The sequence below is a fragment of the Pantoea agglomerans genome (assembly GCF_021397715.1).
Classification (GTDB): Bacteria; Pseudomonadota; Gammaproteobacteria; order Enterobacterales; family Enterobacteriaceae; genus Pantoea; species Pantoea astica.
The window spans coordinates 3,651,809-3,669,906 of the sequence record NZ_CP090207.1; the positions used below are offsets into that span (position 1 = coordinate 3,651,809).

The 18,098-nt window shown below is 57.1% G+C and carries 17 protein-coding genes; 15 read left to right on the forward strand and 2 right to left on the reverse strand.

Annotation, left to right across the window (positions count from 1 at the left end; genetic code table 11):
* Window positions 1-99 precede the first annotated feature (99 nt).
* The 4 genes from LZU96_RS17455 (at window position 100) to LZU96_RS17470 (ending at window position 3,660) form a co-directional block, all read left to right on the forward strand.
* Complete coding sequence (locus LZU96_RS17455; RefSeq protein ID WP_233988223.1) at window positions 100-912, forward strand: ABC transporter substrate-binding protein; 813 nt, start codon at window positions 100-102, stop codon at window positions 910-912.
* Between the two features lie 61 nt (window positions 913-973).
* Window positions 974-1,780 carry an amino acid ABC transporter permease gene (locus tag LZU96_RS17460; protein ID WP_069728476.1) on the forward strand — a complete coding sequence of 269 codons (807 nt, stop codon included), beginning with the start codon at window positions 974-976 and terminating at the stop codon, window positions 1,778-1,780.
* Window positions 1,773-2,528, forward strand: a complete 756-nt coding sequence (locus tag LZU96_RS17465) for an amino acid ABC transporter ATP-binding protein (protein ID WP_046289175.1) — start codon at window positions 1,773-1,775, stop codon at window positions 2,526-2,528. The genes LZU96_RS17460 and LZU96_RS17465 overlap by 8 nt, the downstream gene beginning before the upstream one ends.
* Window positions 2,529-2,547: 19 nt before the next feature.
* Window positions 2,548-3,660, forward strand: coding sequence for an NAD(P)/FAD-dependent oxidoreductase (locus tag LZU96_RS17470; RefSeq protein ID WP_233985392.1), 1,113 nt, complete (start codon window positions 2,548-2,550; stop codon window positions 3,658-3,660).
* Between the two features lie 45 nt (window positions 3,661-3,705).
* Here the strand turns inward: LZU96_RS17470 and LZU96_RS17475 are convergent, their stop codons facing one another.
* The gene (locus LZU96_RS17475; protein WP_233985393.1) at window positions 3,706-4,209 is read right to left on the reverse strand and encodes an RcnB family protein; all 504 of its coding nucleotides are present in this window, start codon (window positions 4,207-4,209) and stop codon (window positions 3,706-3,708) included.
* Window positions 4,210-5,075: 866 nt separating this feature from the next.
* Between LZU96_RS17475 and LZU96_RS17485 the strand changes: the two genes are divergently transcribed.
* The 11 genes from LZU96_RS17485 to LZU96_RS17535 all read left to right on the forward strand — a co-directional run bounded on the left by LZU96_RS17485 (window position 5,076) and on the right by LZU96_RS17535 (window position 17,226).
* A complete protein-coding gene (locus tag LZU96_RS17485; protein ID WP_233985394.1) occupies window positions 5,076-5,744 on the forward strand; it encodes a YecA family protein in 669 nt (222 codons plus the stop codon).
* Window positions 5,745-5,968: 224 nt separating this feature from the next.
* Window positions 5,969-6,940 (forward strand): hypothetical protein, encoded by a 972-nt coding sequence (locus LZU96_RS17490; RefSeq protein ID WP_233985395.1) that lies wholly within the window; start codon window positions 5,969-5,971, stop codon window positions 6,938-6,940.
* A 264-nt stretch (window positions 6,941-7,204) separates the two neighbouring features.
* The gene (gene uhpA, locus LZU96_RS17495; protein ID WP_031376330.1) at window positions 7,205-7,798 is read left to right on the forward strand and encodes a transcriptional regulator UhpA; all 594 of its coding nucleotides are present in this window, start codon (window positions 7,205-7,207) and stop codon (window positions 7,796-7,798) included.
* On the forward strand, window positions 7,795-9,195 hold the full coding sequence (gene uhpB / locus LZU96_RS17500; protein ID WP_233985396.1) for a signal transduction histidine-protein kinase/phosphatase UhpB: 1,401 nt from the start codon (window positions 7,795-7,797) through the stop codon (window positions 9,193-9,195). The genes uhpA and uhpB overlap by 4 nt, the downstream gene beginning before the upstream one ends.
* Window positions 9,196-9,204: 9 nt before the next feature.
* Window positions 9,205-10,533, forward strand: coding sequence for an MFS transporter (locus LZU96_RS17505; protein ID WP_233985397.1), 1,329 nt, complete (start codon window positions 9,205-9,207; stop codon window positions 10,531-10,533).
* Window positions 10,534-10,685: 152 nt separating this feature from the next.
* Complete coding sequence (gene uhpT / locus LZU96_RS17510; RefSeq protein ID WP_233985398.1) at window positions 10,686-12,077, forward strand: hexose-6-phosphate:phosphate antiporter; 1,392 nt, start codon at window positions 10,686-10,688, stop codon at window positions 12,075-12,077.
* Between the two features lie 372 nt (window positions 12,078-12,449).
* Window positions 12,450-13,691, forward strand: coding sequence for an MFS transporter (locus LZU96_RS17515; RefSeq protein WP_233988224.1), 1,242 nt, complete (start codon window positions 12,450-12,452; stop codon window positions 13,689-13,691).
* Window positions 13,692-13,708: 17 nt separating this feature from the next.
* On the forward strand, window positions 13,709-14,872 hold the full coding sequence (locus LZU96_RS17520; protein ID WP_233985399.1) for a mandelate racemase/muconate lactonizing enzyme family protein: 1,164 nt from the start codon (window positions 13,709-13,711) through the stop codon (window positions 14,870-14,872).
* Window positions 14,866-15,762 carry a dihydrodipicolinate synthase family protein gene (locus tag LZU96_RS17525; RefSeq protein ID WP_233985400.1) on the forward strand — a complete coding sequence of 299 codons (897 nt, stop codon included), beginning with the start codon at window positions 14,866-14,868 and terminating at the stop codon, window positions 15,760-15,762. The genes LZU96_RS17520 and LZU96_RS17525 overlap by 7 nt, the downstream gene beginning before the upstream one ends.
* The gene (locus LZU96_RS17530; RefSeq protein ID WP_233985401.1) at window positions 15,759-16,652 is read left to right on the forward strand and encodes a 2-dehydro-3-deoxygalactonokinase; all 894 of its coding nucleotides are present in this window, start codon (window positions 15,759-15,761) and stop codon (window positions 16,650-16,652) included. Before LZU96_RS17525 ends, LZU96_RS17530 begins: the two co-directional genes overlap by 4 nt.
* Window positions 16,642-17,226, forward strand: a complete 585-nt coding sequence (locus LZU96_RS17535; RefSeq protein ID WP_233985402.1) for a 2-dehydro-3-deoxyphosphogluconate aldolase — start codon at window positions 16,642-16,644, stop codon at window positions 17,224-17,226. The genes LZU96_RS17530 and LZU96_RS17535 overlap by 11 nt, the downstream gene beginning before the upstream one ends.
* Here LZU96_RS17535 and LZU96_RS17540 read toward each other — a convergent pair.
* The gene (locus tag LZU96_RS17540; RefSeq protein ID WP_233985403.1) at window positions 17,215-17,910 is read right to left on the reverse strand and encodes a helix-turn-helix domain-containing protein; all 696 of its coding nucleotides are present in this window, start codon (window positions 17,908-17,910) and stop codon (window positions 17,215-17,217) included. The two genes, LZU96_RS17535 and LZU96_RS17540, sit on opposite strands and share 12 nt — an antisense overlap.
* Window positions 17,911-18,098: the final 188 nt, after the last annotated feature.

Here is an 18,098-nt window from a genome sequence, read left to right on the forward strand (position 1 = left end):
GTCTCAAAAATAATCACCGGCTCAACAGTCTCTGATGTTTAAACCTGCAAAAACGGATGAGCTATGAAATCGCAAACCAAAACGGGCAAACGGCCTGGCATGCTGTTCGGCACTGTGTTCAGCAAGACGTTCAGCACCCTGCTCGCACTCTGTGCACTTTCGTTCTTTACGCTGGCTGCCAGCGATGACAATCCCTACGGCCTGATCGAACCGGGCCAGCTACGCGTCGCCAGCGTCGGCGATTCCAGACCTTATACCTTCACCGATGCCAGCGGTCAGTTCACCGGCTTTGACGTCGAATTCTTTAAAAATGTCGCCCATCGCATGGGAATCGATAAGGTCGATTTTGTCGGTCAGGACTTCTCCGCCATCATGCCGGCGGTCGCCAACGGTCAGTATGATGCGGCGGTCGCGGCGATCGGCATCACCCCGGCACGGGAAAAAACCGTCGATTTTTCTACTGGCTATCTGGCGGGCTTTCTCACCGTGCTGACCCGCAGCGACAGCGGCGTGAAGAATGTCGCCAGTCTGGCAAAACGGCGGCTCGGTGTAGTTCAGGGCACGCTGCAGGAGAACTACGCGGTCGAACACTTCACCCAGACCGACATCGTGCGCTTCCCGGATAACAACAGCGCGGTCTCGGCGCTCAATAATGGCACGCTCGACGCCATCTTCCTCGACTATGAGGCCGCCAAAAGCTACGCCGACCGCTTCAAGCTGGTCTCTGCTGCCGATATCCCCTCTTTTGATGCCCCAGCCGGTATCGCCATCGCCAAAGGCAAACCCGCCTTTAAGGCCGCACTGGACAGCGCCATTAAAGCGGCGATGCAGGACGGCACCTGGCAGCGGCTCTATCAGAAGTGGTTCCCCGGCTCGCCAATGCCCAAACAGTATCTGCCTGGCGGTCAGTAAAGCGGCGGACGTTCGCGTCCTGAGTTAACCGGGGAATGCCCCGCACTGCATGGAGACGGCGATGGACTTGCTCACGATTCTTTCCCGCACCTTCTTTGATTTTTCCTCAATGAGGGAAGTACTGCCGCAGATGCTGACCACCGGGCTGGTGAATACGGTGATTATCTCGCTGGCGGCCACCCTGCTTGGCACACTGTTTGGCCTGCTGTTGGCGCTGATGGGCATTTCGCCCTCTCGCTGGCTGCGCCTGCCCGCCCGGCTGTATACCGATCTGTTTCGCGGTCTGCCGTCGATTCTGACCATCCTGCTGATTGGTCAGGGCCTGGCGCGATTCAGCTATCAGCTGTTCGGTCCGACGCCTTACCCGCTGGGGATCTTCGCCCTCAGCCTGATTGCCAGCGCCTACATGGGAGAGATTTTCCGCGCCGGCATTCAGAGTGTCGAACGCGGCCAGATGGAAGCCTGTCGCGCGCTGGGGATGAGCTATGGCCGGGCGATGCGGCTGGTGGTGATCCCGCAGGGGATCCGCCGGGTGCTGCCCGCCATCGTCAATCAGTTCATCGCCATCATTAAAGACTCGTCGCTGGTCTACCTGCTGGGGCTGATGACCCAGCAGCGTGAGCTGTTTCGCGTCGGTCAGGATGCGGCGGTGCTGACCGGCAATCTGTCGCCGCTGATGCTGGCCGGGCTGTTCTATCTAATCATCACCGTGCCGCTGACGCACATGGTCAACTACGTGGATGTGCGTTACCGCACCGGCCGCCGTCGCCTGACCGCGCCACAAAGTGGTTTAAAAGAGGTGGAGGAAGTCAGACGGCCCAACGGCGCGCTGGCCACTCACCCGCTGACCGGAGGCAACCATGAATAACCGCTCAACCAGCGCCAGCTGGCACGGAGCCAGCCTGGAGCTGCGCGATCTGACCCTCGCCTATGGCCCGATTGAGGTGCTGCGTAACGTCTCGCTGCGAGTCGCGCCTGGCAGCACTACCTGCATTATCGGGCCATCCGGCTCGGGCAAATCGACCCTGCTGCGCGGTATTAACCGGCTGCATGAACCGAAATCGGGCGATGTGCTGCTGGCCGACCGATCGGTACTGCGCGACAAACCGGACGCACTGCGGCTGCGGATTGGCATGGTGTTTCAGCACTTCAACCTGTTTCCCGATCACAGCGCGCTGGAGAACGTGGCGCTGGCCCCGTGGCGCGTAAAAGGCTTGCCCAAAGCGCAGGCGATGGCGATTGCCCGTCAGCGGCTGGAAGAGGTTGGTCTGGGTCCGCGCGCCGATCACCGGCCACGCGATCTCTCCGGCGGCCAGCAGCAGCGGGTGGCGATTGCCCGCGCGCTGGCGATGGATCCGGAGGTGATGCTGTTTGATGAGGCGACCTCGGCGCTCGATCCCGAACTGGTGAAAGGCGTGCTGACGCTGATGGCCGATCTCTGTCGTCGCGGCATGACGATGGTGGTGGTAACGCATGAAATGGGCTTTGCGCGCAAAGTGGCGGATCAGGTGGTGTTTATGGACGAAGGCGAGATTGTTGAAGCCGGGCCGCCAGCCGCTATTTTCGATGCGCCGCAGTCGCCGCGCCTGCAACGTTTTCTCTCTGAAGTGCTGTAACTGAGTAAGGAACCTGATAATGGCGGTAAAAACTGAAATGAAAGTGGTGGTGCTGGGCGGTGGCGTGCTGGGCGTATCGACGGCGCTCGAGCTGGCGAAACGCGGGGCAGCGGTAACCTTAGTGACCGAAGCCGCGCTCTGCTCCGGCGCCTCAGGACGCTCGCTGTCGTGGCTCAACTCAGCGGGCGAGCGGTCGAAACCTTATCATGCGCTACGCATGGCCGGCATCGATCGCTATCGCACCCTGTTTGCCCGGCATCCGACACTCGACTGGCTGCGGTTTGACGGCGGGATCTGCTGGTCGGACAGTGACGTTACCGCGACGGAGGCGCGCCACGCCTATGAAAAAGCCCACGGCTACGATTCACAGCTGATCACGGCTGAAAACGTGGCGCAGGCGGATGCCGCGGTCGATCCCGATGCGCTGGCGGCCCAGGCAATATTTAATCCCGGTGAAGGCTGGGTCAGCCTGCCGCATCTGGTGGATTATCTGGTCAATCAGTTCCGCGCACTGGGCGGCGAAGTGGTAGAACACGCCGGTAAAGCCAGCGTGATCACCGATCGGGGCCGGGCCTGCGGCATTCGTAGCGATAAAGGCGAGCTGCGCGCCGATGCGGTGCTGGTTGCCTGCGGTCCCTGGACGCCGGATGTGGTGGCACCGCTCGGTGTGACTATCCCCAACGGCTCGCCGGTTTCGATGCTGGTGATCACCGAACCATCCGCCCAGCCGCTGAAAGCGGTGCTGAACACCCCGCGCGCCGCGGTTCGTCCCAATCCTGGCAACCGTTTTGCGCTCGATCACGACTGGTATGAGGCTGATATCCAGCCGCTGGCCGACGGGGAATACCGGATTGATGAGCAGGTGGTGGCGCAGTTGGCGCAGGAAGCCAGCCGGTTACTGCGTGGCGATCGGCCGCTCAAAGCTGAGAGCTGGAAGATTGGACTCAAGCCGATTCCGGGCGATGGCGATCCGGTGCTGGGTGAACTGCAAAAGGTGCCGGGCTGTTACGTGGCGTTCAGCCACTCCGGTGCCACGCTGGCGCTGATTGTCGGGGAATTACTGGCGGACGAGATGGTCAGCGGCGAAAAACATCCGATGCTGGCAAGCTTTGGTGCGGAGCGTTTCAGCTAAAAAAAAGCCGGTCGTGCTGACCGGCTGATTTTTGATCCGCTGATGTTAACCGCGGAAAAAGATGTCGCCCGATTTCCCCATGACAATTTTGCCGGTGTCATTGGTGATCAGGATGTAATTGGCGTTGATGTAGGCCCAGTGGGTATTCTCCTGCGGCGCCGGCAGATTACGTTTTTGCCACTCAACGATGGTGTAGGTTTTATCGGTGTATTTCTCTGGCACCGTATCGCCGACTTTATACTCTTTGTAGTCGATGATGATGGTGTTGAGATCGTAGTTCGGTTGTCCGCCATTGGATGGCGACGGCGTGGTCGGCGTAATGCCATCGTTCGATTGTGAGCTGGATGGCGCCTGCGTCTGCGCCGCACCGGCATCCGGCTGAGCGTTAGCGGCATCGGGCTGCGGTTGGGTTGCAGGATTGGCGGGCTGAATCTGTGGCGGCGGCGGAACGGTATCCGTTGCTTCACCAGCGGCCTGCACTGCAGGGATCAGGCTCAGCGAGCCAACCAGTAATCCCATTGAGAAAAGTACACGTTGAGTCCTGCGCATAATGATTTCCACGTTAAATTGATTTTAGTGACAGTAGACAGGCTAAAGACACTCTTTATAGCGAGTCAGTTCCCCTCTCGTCAAAGCTAAGTGTAAGGAAAGACGACGCTATTCGCTTCACCGCGCACCGGTTACTGTCCGACCACTCTATCCTTAGTTGCCTGATCGACCAACAACGCAATGCCTGAATCGCTGCTCCATTTTGCAGCACCACAATCGCAATCCCATTGGCGCTATCGTAGCCGATAAAGCTGGCATAGCCGCCAAAGTAGCCAGCAACTGGATATTCGGATGGAAGCGTTGACGCAAAATGTAGCCGGGCAGCGCCTAGCCGGAACTGGAGTAATGCGGCCACGCACCGCCGCCGCAGAGAAATCGGCGAGATAATCGAGCAGCGTATCGCTGTCGGGCGTAACCGGATAGCGGTGAAGCCGATCGGGCACGCCATAGGCGTAAATTGTGCCGGGCCGCGAGGCTCCGAATGAGAGCAGGCTACAGCAGGATCAGCGATCGGAGCCTGCGGCTGTGCGCTGTCCTCCCGCGGCGTGACGTCCTCATCCGGCGGGAGAAAAAGTCTGTTCTCATTTTTATTATAATAATCAGCCAATTAATTTGATCAGTCGTGTAACAAACCCGATTTTTCGCAAAATGTCTTACAAAGCAGCCAGCGGCTATAGCGCACTCAACCGGTTAAAAGTGGCACTCAACGCGGATTCACAGCTGCCGCGTCGGGGTTATCGCCTGCCCGGAAAAAAGCCCGTCAGACCGCAGGTAAGCTGTGTTGCGGCGCGCAAGGGTGTACACTGCTGCGGCTTTATGGCGTGAACGCCGTGCTCACATTTTTGAAATGCCCGGGAGGCAACCGCATGAAAGAAGGCCCACTGTCCGAGAAAGAGCTGCAATGGCTGGAAGATATGCTGGAAAAATATGGCAGCGAAGCGTCGATTCTTGATGTCTCTGAACTGGATGGCCTGCTGACCGCGGTGCTGTCCGGCCCGACCACTGTCGAACCGAGCAAATGGCTGGTGGCGCTGTGGGGTGGCGAGAAGAGGATCCCAAAATGGAGCAACGAACGTGAGATGACACGTTTTATGGAGCTCTGTTTTCAGCACATGAATGACGTGGCTGACCGGCTCTCTGAGTTTCCTGAGCAGTTCGAACCGCTGTTTGGCATCCGTGAGATGGAAGGTCTGGAATTTACCGTGGTTGAAGAGTGGTGCTTCGGCTACATGCGCGGCGTATCGCTGACCGACTGGTCTGCCCTGCCGCAGGATCTGCAACCGGCGCTGGATGCCATCGCCCTACACGGCGTGGAAGAGAACCTCGAAAATCTGGATGCGATGACGCCGGACGAGATGGAAGCCAGCATTGAGGCGATCCGCCCGGCTGCGCTGGCGCTGCACGATCACTGGATTTCCCAGCCCGAAGCAGTGCCGGAGCCACAGAAGCCGATCTCAGTAGAAAAACTGCCTGGCCGCAACGATCCCTGCCCGTGCGGCAGCGGTAAAAAATATAAGCAGTGCTGCCTGCATTAATAGTTCCTGGGGCTGCGATAAGCGGCCCTTAACTGCTTAAACATAATGACTGCTGATTTGCTGCATTAAGTTATTATCACCATACCTTTCCTCATCGGGCTTCACTTAGCCTTCTGAACAACTGATATTCCCCTTCAAAAGACAATGAATTTTATCTCTATCCCATTTTCTTCGTGTATTCTATAGAATATTATCTACAAATATTAAATTATCAGGGATGTAATATGCGTTTTTTGAGAAAATTAAAGCGGATCACCCAGGAATACAGATTAGACCTGATTATTTTCTTTACTTTAGTCACTATTATAGGATCTTCCGGCTTTGAAAAAAACATTAAGGAAATAGCAGGCTCAATAGGCTTGATAATTATCATTTCATCTATAATTTTTTTGCCGCACAGAGCATTAGCGATATTTCATACATTCATATTCAAATATCAGAATCGCACGCTGAAGAAAGTAGCTGGCACACTATCATTACTCTCGTGGTTAGTATTTGGGTTAACTTATATAGTACTTCCCCTGGGCTTTGTTTTTACAGGCAGACTTCTGTTTCTTACCTTCATTTTATTAACGCTTGCGGGCGGTATTCTGACTTTTTACGATTTAGAAAAAAATGGAAATCTCTCCTTGCGAAAAATCAGGCTGACGCTCTGGTTTTTCTTACCGCTCTGTTTTATTTTAACTAATGCACTGGCATCAAGTTACTTTACCCAATTCAGCGCATTGAGTATTTCCTCCGTACCTTATACTGAATTCATCTGGAAGTTTGTTTTTTCAATTATGGCACTGGCATTGCTGCTCCAGCCGGTAAGCTACCTGATTTTCATTACTCAGGCAGACAAAACCGAAGGCTATCAGACCGCAACGTTAATCGCTTTTTTTCTGGCTGTATCCGTGGTGCTTTTTGCGATTCCACACTGGGGAGCAAACATCCTCTCCTCAGTTTTAGATCACGCAACCCGATTTGAATGGCGTGATGAGGCGAAGTGTGGAAAATTAATAATAAAAAGAGAGGATGAGAGATACTTTGGTTTCAATAGCGACAAATACACTCTCTATTTCTCTAACCCTGGCTACTGGGGATTTTACGAATTAAATTGTGCTAAAGATAAATATAATAACGATACGTTTCGTCTGACTGCCGTAGATATCGAAACTCGAAAACCCTGGTTTGGAAAAGATAGCGTGCGTTAAGGACGTTTAGCTCGCTAAAAAATGTGACTGTTTGCCCATATGCCTCGCCGCTGTCTAAGCAGGACCAGAGCAATACGTGACGTTCCCGGGGATCGTTCCGCCAGACAGTTCAGCAACATAGCCGAAAAGGTAAAGTCGTGACGATCGCCCCGATCCCACCAGGATCAACATCCCGCGACCGCTGGCACGCCAGACTGCTCACGACTTGAACAGCCATGCGCTTATCGCTAAGGTAAGCGCGAATTTTCCCGCCAGGAACGCATCATGATTACCATCGCGCTTATTGACGATCATCTTATCGTCCGCTCCGGGTTTGCCCAGTTGCTGGGACTGGAACCCGATTTTCAGGTTGTGGCCGAGTTTGGATCGGGCCGTGAGGCGCTGGCGGGTTTACCGGGACGCGGCGTACAGGTCTGTATCTGCGACATCTCAATGCCCGATCTCTCCGGACTGGAGCTGCTGAGCCAGCTGCCCGCGGGCTTAGCCACCATCATGCTGTCGGTACACGACAGTCCGGCACTGGTCGAACAGGCGCTTAACGCCGGCGCGCGCGGTTATCTCTCCAAACGCTGTCGTCCCGATGAGCTGATCGCCGCGGTGCGCACGGTTTCCGCCGGTGGCTGTTACCTGACGCCGGAGATTGCCCTTAAGCTGGCCGCCGGTCGCCAGGACCCGCTGACCCGCCGCGAACGCCAGGTGGCCGAGAAACTGTCGCAGGGGATGCCGGTAAAAACCATTGCAGCCGAGCTGGGGCTGTCGCCCAAAACCGTTCACGTTCATCGCGCCAACCTGATGGAAAAACTCGGCGTCAGCAACGACGTCGAGCTGGCGCGCCGCATGTTTGACGGCTGGCAATGACGCCGCTTCTGTCGCGGCTGATATCGGTGGCCGCCAGCGTCTGCATCTTCTCGGCGGCCTGGTTCTGCCTGTGGAGCATCAGCCTGCATCTGGTGGAACGACCCGAGCTGGCGGTGCTGCTGTTTCCGTTTGGCCTGCGGCTGGGGCTGATGCTGCAGTGTCCGCGCGGCTACTGGCCGGTACTGCTGGTCAGCGAGTGGCTGCTGCTGATCTGGCTGTCGCACGAAGTCGCGCTGGCCCATCTGCCACTGCTGATGCTCGGCGGCGTGCTGACATTGCTGCCGTGGGCCGGTCAGCAGGAGGTGCTGAACGCCCTGCTGCTGACGCTCACTGGCGGGCTGACGCTGGCTCCGACCTGCCTGGTTATCTGGCACTATCTCACCCGCACCCGCTGGCAGCCGCTGGGCCCGGCGCTGGTCTCCCAGCCGGTTTACTGGCGCGCCCGGCATCTGATCGGGTATCTGCTGCTGTTTATCATCAGCCTGGGATTGCAGCTTGGCCTGCCGGCGGAGCTGTCGCGATTTACGCCGTTTTGTCTGGCGCTGCCGATTATCGCGCTGGCGTGGCACTACGGCTGGCAGGGTGCGCTGATCGCCACCCTGATGAACGCCATTGCCCTGATTGCCAGCCAGACCTGGCACGATCATCCGGTCGATCTACTGCTGTCGCTGCTGGCGCAAAGCCTGACCGGGCTGCTGCTGGGTGCCGGTATCCAGCGGCTGCGGGAGCTTAATCAGTCGCTGCAGCATGAGCTGGCGCGCAACCGGCGGCTGGCTGAACGTCTGGTGGAAACCGAAGAGAGCGTACGCCAGGAGGTGGCGCGTGAGCTGCACGATGACATCGGCCAGACCATCACCGCGATCCGTACCCAGGCGGGCATCGTCCAGCGGCTGGCGCCCGATAATGGCCGGGTGATCCAGAGCGGCGCACACATCGAGCAGCTGTCGCTGGGCGTGTACGATTCGGTGCGGCGGCTGCTGGGACGGTTACGACCGCGTCAGTTAGACGATCTCTCGCTGGAGCAGGCGGTCCGCTCGCTGATGCGTGAGATGGAACTCGACGATCGCGGCATCGTCAGCCATCTCGACTGGCACGTCGATGAGAGCCTGCTCAGCGAAGGCCAGCGCGTCACGCTGTTTCGCGTCTGCCAGGAGGGACTGAACAATATCGTGAAACACGCCAGCGCCCGTGCGGTAACGCTCAAAGGCTGGCAGCAGGATGAACGGGTGATGCTGGTGATTGAAGATGATGGCTGCGGCCTGCCGTCCGGTTCCGGCCAGCAAGGTTTTGGCCTGGCCGGGATGCGCGAACGGGTAACCGCGCTGGGCGGCACGCTGGCGATATCCTGTACCCACGGCACCCGCGTCAGCGTCCATTTGCCGCTGCGTACGGTGTGAGGAGTGAATGTGTTTAGCTTTCTGAAAACCCCGGCCAACGCCACGCCGCTGCAGGATAAAGCGGAGATCGATCGCCGCTATCGCTACTGGCGACGACACATCATGATGACCATCTGGCTGGGCTACGCGCTGTTCTATTTTACCCGCAAAAGTTTCAACGCCGCGGCTCCGGAGATCCTCGCCAGCGGCGTGATGACCCGCACCGATATCGGCCTGCTGGCGACGCTGTTTTACATCACCTACGGCCTGTCGAAATTTTTCTCCGGCATCGTCAGCGACCGCTCCAACGCCCGCTACTTTATGGGGCTGGGGCTGATTGCCACCGGGGTGGTAAACATCCTGTTCGGCTTCTCCACCTCGCTGTGGGCCTTTGCCCTGCTGTGGGCGGTTAACGCCTTTTTCCAGGGCTGGGGCGCGCCGGTCTGCGCCCGCCTGCTGACCGCCTGGTATTCGCGTAACGAGCGCGGCGGCTGGTGGGCGTTGTGGAACACCGCGCACAACGTCGGCGGCGCCCTGATTCCGATCATGATCGGGGCGGTGGCGCTGCACTACGGCTGGCGCAGCGGGATGATGATGGCGGGCGGATTAGCGATTCTGGCTGGTCTGTTTCTCTGCTGGCGACTGCGCGATCGGCCTCAGACCGTTGGCCTGCCGGAGGTCGGCGACTGGCGGCAGGATGAGATGGAGACGGCGCAGCAGCAGGAAGGCGCGGGCCTGAGCCGCAAAGCGATCCTCACCCGCTACGTGCTGCTGAACCCTTACATCTGGCTGCTGGCGCTGTGTTACGTGCTGGTTTACGTGGTGCGCGCGGCGATCAACGACTGGGGCAACCTCTATATTTCAGAGACGCTGGGCGTCGATCTGGTGACCGCCAATTCGGCGGTGACGATGTTTGAGCTGGGCGGGTTTATCGGCGCGCTGGTGGCCGGCTGGGGATCGGACAAGCTGTTTAACGGCAACCGCGGCCCGATGAACCTGATTTTCGCCGCCGGGATCCTGCTGTCGGTGGGATCGCTGTGGCTGATGCCGTTCACCAGCTACGTGATGCAGACGGCGTGCTTTTTCACCACCGGCTTCTTTGTCTCGGGTCCGCAGATGCTGATTGGCATGGCGGCGGCCGAGTGTTCTCACAAGGATGCGGCGGGTGCGGCGACCGGCTTTGTCGGGCTGTTCGCCTATCTTGGCGCATCGCTCTCCGGCTGGCCGCTGGCGTGGGTGATCGACAGCTGGCACTGGAGCGGCTTCTTTGCGGTGATTGCGATTGCGGCCGGGATCTCCGCGCTGCTGCTGCTGCCGTTTCTCAATGCGCAGGCACCGCGTCCGGTCGACGAAGCGTGATGCGCCTCTCTTTTTTGCCGCATATCGGGCAAAACTAAGACATTTTCCTGGTTTCGCCTGGCGGCTGTCTCAGGCCAGGCGGGCGGCTGATTTTTACAATGCCAGCCATTCGCTGCCCGTTGCAGCTTTTCCAACCAGGAGAACCCCCATCCATGCTGGCCTTTCTTAATCAGGTGCGCAAACCGACCCTGGACCTGCCGCTCGACGAGCGGCGCAAGCTGTGGTTCAGACCCTTTATGCAGTCCTATCTGGTGGTGTTTATCGGCTACCTGACCATGTATCTGATCCGCAAAAACTTCAACATTGCGCAGAACGACATGATCACCACCTACGGGCTGAGCATGACGCAGCTGGGGATGATCGGCCTCGGCTTCTCGATCACCTACGGCGTGGGTAAAACGCTGGTCTCCTATTACGCCGACGGCAAAAACACCAAGCAGTTCCTGCCGTTTATGCTGATCCTGTCGGCCATCTGTATGCTCGGCTTCAGCGCCAGCATGGGTACCGGATCGGTCAGCCTGTTTCTGATGATTGCGTTTTATGCTTTAAGCGGATTCTTCCAGAGTACCGGCGGCTCCTGCAGCTACTCCACCATCACCAAATGGACCCCGCGCCGCAAGCGTGGCACCTATCTGGGAATGTGGAACATCTCGCACAACCTCGGCGGTGCCGGTGCGGCCGGCGTGGCGCTGTTTGGTGCCAATTATCTGTTCGACGGCCATGTGATAGGGATGTTTATCTTCCCGTCGATCATCGCGCTGATTGTTGGCTTTATCGGTCTGCGTTTCGGCAGTGATTCACCGGAGTCCTATGGGCTGGGCAAAGCCGAAGAGCTGTTTGACGAAGTGCTGAGCGAAGAGGATCAGGAAGCCGAAGATGAGTCGATGACCAAATGGCAGATCTTTGTTGAGTACGTGCTGAAAAACAAAGTGATCTGGCTGCTCTGCTTCGCCAACATCTTCCTCTATGTGGTGCGCATCGGCATCGATCAGTGGTCAACCGTCTATGCGTTTCAGGAGCTGAAGCTCTCTAAAGAGGTGGCGATTCAGGGCTTTACCCTGTTTGAGGTCGGCGCGCTGGTCGGCACGCTGCTGTGGGGCTGGTTATCCGATCTGGCCAACGGTCGTCGCGGGCTGGTGGCCTGTGTGGCGCTGGCGCTGATTATCGCCACGCTGGGGATCTATCAGCATGCCAGCAACCAGTATATCTATCTGGCCTCGCTGTTCGCGCTCGGCTTTCTGGTGTTTGGTCCGCAGCTGTTAATCGGCGTCGCCGCGGTCGGCTTTGTGCCGAAAAAAGCCATCGGCGCAGCGGATGGCATCAAAGGCACCTTCGCCTATCTGATTGGTGACAGCTTCGCCAAACTGGGCCTGGGCATGATCGCCGACGGCACGCCGATATTCGGCCTGACCGGCTGGGCCGGCACCTTTGCCGCGCTGGATGCTGCCGCTATCGCCTGTATCACTCTGATGGCGATGGTAGCGGTAATGGAAGAGCGCAAAATCCGCCGCGAGAAACGGCTGCAGCGGCTGAAGATGGCGTGATGTTGGGTTAGTGATAAGGTAATCGCAACGGCCAGCGTGGCGGAGAGAAGTGCTCTCTGCTGCGCTGGCCGCTCTTTCATTAAAAGATTAGTTAACAGGGCTGATGCCGCGCAGAAGCCTGCATTTCACCGGCGCGCCGCTGGTTGCTTCACTATGTGAAGCAAAAAAACGATTCAATCTTTGCTCCACCTCACGCAATCCTCGCCCGTTCCGACATGCTCCGCCTAAAGCTCATACGCTCATTCCATCAGCCAACCGATGCACTCATCGTTATCACCTTCAGGAGAGCGTATGGATCATTCAGCCCGCCAGTACGGTATTGAGGTCGCGCCGACGACAGTTAAACGTTCGCCCAGACGCACCGCCAAAATTATGATGTCTGCCGGGATAGGTCACTTTATCGAGTGGTTTGACTTTGGCTTGTACGGCACCCTGGCGGCGATTATCGCCAGCAACTTTTTTGTCAGCGCCGATCCCGCGACCGCACTGTTAAAGTCTTTCGCCGTGTTCGGTTCCGGCTTTCTTATGCGTCCATTGGGCGGGCTGTTCTTTGGCTCAATGGGCGATCGTCTGGGCCGACGCAAAGTGCTGGTCACGGTGATTGTGATTACCTCACTCTCAACTTTTGTGATGGGGATTTTGCCGACCTGGCACCAGGCGGGCATTATCGCCCCTATCCTGCTGGTGATAACCCGGCTGGTGCAGGGCTTTGCGGCGGGCGGTGAAAGCTCTGGCGTTATCACTTATCTGGCCGAAAGCGCCGCACCGAACCGGCGGGCTACGCTCACCTGCTGGAGCGAAAACTTCAGCTTTATGGCCTTTGTTTGTGGCTCAGGGCTGGTACTGCTGCTGACCCATGCGTTAGGCGACGCCGCAATGAACGACTGGGGATGGCGTATTCCCTTCCTGCTTGCCGCCCCGCTCGGCCTGGGTGGGCTGTATATGCGTCGCAATATGGAAGACTCGGCTGCGTTTCATAAGCTGCAGGCCAGCGGAAAGATCGAGAAATCGCCGCTGCGTAAGACGCTCAGCTCATCCGGTCGCGCCCTGCTTTTCTGCGTCGGCTTTGTGGTGGTCAAAGCGGTCAGCAGCTGGGTGCTGCAATCCTTTATGCCGGGCTACCTCTCCACCCACCTGCATTACAGCCGGACCGACGCTTATCTCATCACCACGCTGGGCTTGCTCAGCGTCGCTGTCTGTATGCCGCTTACCGGCTATCTTTCCGATCGCTGGGGCCGCCGTCCGTTGATGCTGATGGGATGTGGCGGCTTCATTCTGCTCACCTATCCCGCCATGCTGCTGATGACGCAAGGTTCGGTGATGACGTCGATAGCGGCCATGAGCCTGCTGGGCGTATTTGTCGCCATGTTTAACGGCGGCTGTGGCGCAGCGATGGTGGAGCTGTTTCCCACCGCGATTCGCTACGGCGGCATTGCCGTCGCCTACAACCTGACGGTGGCGGTGTTTGGTGGCGTCACGCCTCTGGCCTCAGCCAGCCTGATTGCCTGGACCGGAGATCCGCTCTCTCCCGCCTGGTACGTGATGATCACTGCCCTCGTCTCTTTTATTGCGGTGTGGTTCGCCAAAGAGACCGCCGGCAAAATCCTTGATTAATCTGAACCGGAGTTACTATGCAAATCAGTCAGGTTGAATGCTTTCCGCTCAAAGTTGCCGCTGACCAGATCTATCTGGGCGGCAAGGCTGCTGACGATGAAGCGGATTATTATTACCGTCCTGAATACCGCTGCGTCTATTCCCGCAAGATGGAAACCTGCCTGGTAAAGATTACCACCCGCGACGGCCACGTCGGCTGGGGCGAGGCGCTGGCACCGGTGGTGCCGCAGGTGATTGCTGAACTGATCAACCAGCTGTTCAGGCCGTTAATTATCGGTCGTTCGCCCTTCGATAGCGCCGTGCTGAATTCACGCATGTACGATGCGATGCGCGATCGCGGCCATATCACGGGCTACCATATTGATGCGCTGGCCGCCGTAGATATCGCCCTGTGGGATCTTAAAGGCCAGATCCTCAATTTACCGGTGTATCAACTGCTCGGGGGAGCCTACCGCGAGACCATTCCTTGCTATGTCTCCGGCTTGCCGGAACCGGATCTGGAATCCCGTGCGCGGCTGGCCAGACGCTGGCAGGAAAAGGGGTTCAATGCCTTTAAGCTGGCATTGGGATATGGCGTCAGCGAAGACATCCACAATGTGAAAGTTATCCGTGAAGCGCTCGGCCCGGAAGCACAACTGTTCGTTGATGCCCACTGGAATTACAGCGTTGCCGAAGCAAGTGAACTCGCACAGCGCCTGCATACGCTCGGTGTTGGCTTCCTTGAGGCGCCGCTGCTGCCTGAAGATGTTACCGGTCATCGTGAACTGCGCGCCAAAAGCCCGATTGCCATTGCGCTGGGTGAAACGGAACGCACCCGCTACCAGTTTAAGCCGCTGATTGAGCAACGCGCCGCAGATATTCTGCAACCTGACGTAGGCCGCACCGGGATCAGTGAACTGATACATATCGCCGCGCTGGCGGAAACCTGGAACCTGCGTGTAGCCCCTCATCTCAGCGTGGGTCAGGGTCCGTGTATCGCCGCCTCAATCCATGCCGCTGCTGCGATACCTAATCTGTTCATGCTTGAGTACCAGCCTCCGGTTTTCAACGTCGCTAATCAGCTACTTAAACAGCCGCTGGTCTGTGAAAAAGGCGCGTATCAGTTGCCACAGGGTGCCGGACTGGGGATTGAAATCGATGAAGATCGTTTACGCAAACATCTGACGGAGGCAACATGCTAAAAGGTAACGTACCCATTCTGGCCACCGCATTTACTGAACAAGGCGAGCTGGATCTTGCCTCGGTTGAACGCCTGGTCCACTTTCTGTTGCAGCAGGGTGTTGATGGCCTGGCGCTGTTTGGCAACGCCTCTGAAGGTTATGCCCTGACGCAGGATGAGAAGCAGGCGCTTTTTTACTGCGTCAAAAAACAGGTCGGCGATTTGCCTCTGGTTGCGGCGGCGGGCGGCGCCTCTTCAGCCGTCGCGATTGATGAGATCAACCGGGTACAGCGTTGGGGTGCCGATATCGCCATGGTCAATCCACCCGCCGTGGTTAAACCCGGCCCGGAAGAACTCTATCGCTTCTGGCGCGATATCTGTCAGGCGTGCAGCATCGATATCATGATTCAGGATGCACCGCTGATGACCGGCGTGACCATGCCGGTGACGACGCTGGTCCGTGTTTGCGAAGATTTCCCGGCCATTAAGTACATCAAAGTTGAGCAGCCGCCGACGACGCTAAAAATCAGCGCGCTGAAACAGGCATTAGGCGATCGGGTCGGCCTGTTTGGCGGCCTGAATGCTGGCTTTCTGTTTGAAGAGCTCTGCCGGGGGATAACCGGCACGATGCCCGCCTGCGAATTTCCGGACGTGATTAATACCATTCTTCACTGCTGGCATCAGGATCGAAAAGCAGCCCAGAGCCATTTTTACCGTTACCTGCCCTTTCTTCGCTACGGTGTCCAGCCCGGTATCGGCGTGGCTATTCATAAAACCGTGCTGCACCGGGCGGGGATTTTTGCCAGTGATTACGTCCGCGAACCGGCAAAGAGTCTGGATGAGATAACCCGTCAGGAGCTGAAGGAACTGACCGATGCACTGCCGCTGGCGGTACTGGCGAGGCCGGCATGAACTATATCGCGGTCGACTGGGGCACCAGTAATTTTCGGGCGCTGAGCGTACGAGATGGCAGGATGATCAAAACGGTCGAGGCGGACTGCGGCGTCGGTAAATGCCAGCGCGATGCCTTGCCGTTGATATTGCAGCAGCAACTGTTAAGGCTCGGCGAGGCTTACGATGAACAGCTGCCGGTGATATTGTGCGGCATGATTGGCAGCAATATCGGCCTCGCCGATGCGGGCTATCTCACTCTACCGCTTAGCTTCAGCGCGCTTTTCGGTAAAGGGCAGCCGCTGCCGGGGATCATCCCGAACCCGGTGAGTCTGCGTCCGGGGATCTGTGACCGACGGGTGAATGAAATCTGCCGTGGAGAAGAGATGCAGCTGGCCGGCGGGTTGATGCTCTCTGCTGTGCAGAACTTTGCCGCGGTTGGCACCCACAGCAAGTGGCTCAGAATCGATCGACAACAGCAGCAGGTGACCCGCTTACAGACGCTGATGACCGGTGAGCTCTATGCGCTATTGCTTAACCATTCGGTGCTGGGTAAAGGATTGCCCGAGCAATGCTGGTCAGATGAAGCCTTTTTAAGCGGCATTGAAACGGCGCAGACTATTCAGCATCAGCAAACCGATTTGGTTAGCGAACTATTTCGCTGTCGGGGTCGTTATATCCTTAATGCGCTTGCGGCAGAGGCGGCCTCTGCATGGTTATCCGGATTACTGATCGGCCATGAAGTTTTATTGGGTGCTACCGGCCCGGAGACCATCTGTTTTATTGGCAGTGAAAGCCTGTTAGCGCATTACCGGCTGGCCTGTGAGGCGCTAAATCAACCGGCAGAATTTCTGCCTGCGGAAACCGCCTTAATAGCCGGTCTGAATGAGGTATTCCGCCATGACTATTAGCTCACAGGTTATCGCTATATTACGCGGCATTGGTCCGGAAGAGGTTAATCAACATATCCGCTGCCTGCTGGATAATGACATCAGCCAGGTTGAAATCACCACTAACTCGCCTGACTGGCAATCCAGTATTCAGGGAGCGGTTAAGCACTTCGGTCCCCGCCTGAATATTGGCGCAGGAACGGTAGTGAATAGCCGCCAGGTCGATGAAAGCCTTGCCGCCGGAGCCCGGTTTATTCTTACACCCAATCTTGATCCGCAGGTGATAGCCGAAGCGAAAAGGCAGAGATTAGCGGTGTATGCCGGAGTGTTTAGCGCCAGCGAAATTTTCCTTGCTGCCGAACTGGGTGTGGCGGTGATGAAAATATTTCCGGCCTGCGCATTGCCGATTAATTATCCGCAACTGATCAAAGGCCCGCTCTCTCAGCCGGTCCGGTTTTCAGCGGTCGGCGGGATAACGGTTGATAATGCGGCTGACTATCTGGTTCATTATGACAGTGTCGGGATAGGTTCGTCGTTATACCGGCCAGGACAGTCGGTTGCCGAAACGGCGAAGCGCTGTAAACTATTGATTTAGAATAGTCAGTGGTTCGCCACTGATTTTTTTCGCGGCAGATATCAGGTACAAACTTAACATCTCAACGTCCATCTTTTCACTGTTGATATTAGATAAGGCGATGGCCGCTGGCATGCCGGGAATATTACATGCCAGTCGATAATCATGCTGACCATAGGCTTTCGCGAACACCTGATGGCGGCGTGCCTGTTCGATATCATTTTTAAGTAGCCGATAATCATGAATACCGATTTGACTGATAATTTCCTCATCACTCATGGCTGATAATAATTTGATGCCAATCACCGAGTCATGCACCGGATAGGATTGATAATTCCCGATAGCACGGGCAATGCTTTCTCCTCCGCGTGTATGGATGATATAGACCACATTGGTGCCGCTCAGGACGCCGATAACAATAGAAATAGCCGGATTTCCGCTCTCTTCCAGAATGCCGATCACCGCATTATAAAACGCTGAATTATGGATAGCGTAGGCCGAGAGACGATGGATACCGATGCCAAGGGTGTATTTGCGCCGCGCATCGCGATGCACCATATCCAGCGCCAGCAGCGTTTTCATCAGGCGCGTTATTTTGGCCGAGTCGAGCGCCAGTTCACGTCCCATTTCGCGAATGCCTTGAGGCCGGCTCGCTGAAGCGAGCAGCTCCAGGCAGCGGAAAGCGTCATAGACGGTACTGTTCATGATGAGCTCCGGGTCCGGGCGTGAGTCATGCCGTTATTCTCCAGCCTTTGCTGATGCAAGCAACCCGCAATGGTCAGATCTGGAACCTGTTTCAAATGCTGAGAGGAATGGGGCTTTTAAAGCTGGTTCTGTGAGGAGCGGGTTAGCAACTGAATGATTGGTAAAAGCGCTACGGTTGAGAGATCAGC

What these genes read in the sequence shown, in the direction of transcription:
- LZU96_RS17455 (WP_233988223.1), top strand. Translation starts at nt 100, where the DNA reads ATGCTGTTCGGCACTGTGTTCAGCAAGACGTTCAGCACCCTGCTCGCA.
- LZU96_RS17460 (WP_069728476.1), top strand. Translation starts at nt 974, where the DNA reads ATGGACTTGCTCACGATTCTTTCCCGCACCTTCTTTGATTTTTCCTCA.
- LZU96_RS17465 (WP_046289175.1), top strand. Translation starts at nt 1,773, where the DNA reads ATGAATAACCGCTCAACCAGCGCCAGCTGGCACGGAGCCAGCCTGGAG.
- LZU96_RS17470 (WP_233985392.1), top strand. Translation starts at nt 2,548, where the DNA reads ATGGCGGTAAAAACTGAAATGAAAGTGGTGGTGCTGGGCGGTGGCGTG.
- LZU96_RS17475 (WP_233985393.1), bottom strand. Translation starts at nt 4,209, where the DNA reads ATGCGCAGGACTCAACGTGTACTTTTCTCAATGGGATTACTGGTTGGC.
- LZU96_RS17485 (WP_233985394.1), top strand. Translation starts at nt 5,076, where the DNA reads ATGAAAGAAGGCCCACTGTCCGAGAAAGAGCTGCAATGGCTGGAAGAT.
- LZU96_RS17490 (WP_233985395.1), top strand. Translation starts at nt 5,969, where the DNA reads ATGCGTTTTTTGAGAAAATTAAAGCGGATCACCCAGGAATACAGATTA.
- uhpA (WP_031376330.1), top strand. Translation starts at nt 7,205, where the DNA reads ATGATTACCATCGCGCTTATTGACGATCATCTTATCGTCCGCTCCGGG.
- uhpB (WP_233985396.1), top strand. Translation starts at nt 7,795, where the DNA reads ATGACGCCGCTTCTGTCGCGGCTGATATCGGTGGCCGCCAGCGTCTGC.
- uhpT (WP_233985398.1), top strand. Translation starts at nt 10,686, where the DNA reads ATGCTGGCCTTTCTTAATCAGGTGCGCAAACCGACCCTGGACCTGCCG.
- LZU96_RS17515 (WP_233988224.1), top strand. Translation starts at nt 12,450, where the DNA reads ATGATGTCTGCCGGGATAGGTCACTTTATCGAGTGGTTTGACTTTGGC.
- LZU96_RS17520 (WP_233985399.1), top strand. Translation starts at nt 13,709, where the DNA reads ATGCAAATCAGTCAGGTTGAATGCTTTCCGCTCAAAGTTGCCGCTGAC.
- LZU96_RS17525 (WP_233985400.1), top strand. Translation starts at nt 14,866, where the DNA reads ATGCTAAAAGGTAACGTACCCATTCTGGCCACCGCATTTACTGAACAA.
- LZU96_RS17530 (WP_233985401.1), top strand. Translation starts at nt 15,759, where the DNA reads ATGAACTATATCGCGGTCGACTGGGGCACCAGTAATTTTCGGGCGCTG.
- LZU96_RS17535 (WP_233985402.1), top strand. Translation starts at nt 16,642, where the DNA reads ATGACTATTAGCTCACAGGTTATCGCTATATTACGCGGCATTGGTCCG.
- LZU96_RS17540 (WP_233985403.1), bottom strand. Translation starts at nt 17,910, where the DNA reads ATGAACAGTACCGTCTATGACGCTTTCCGCTGCCTGGAGCTGCTCGCT.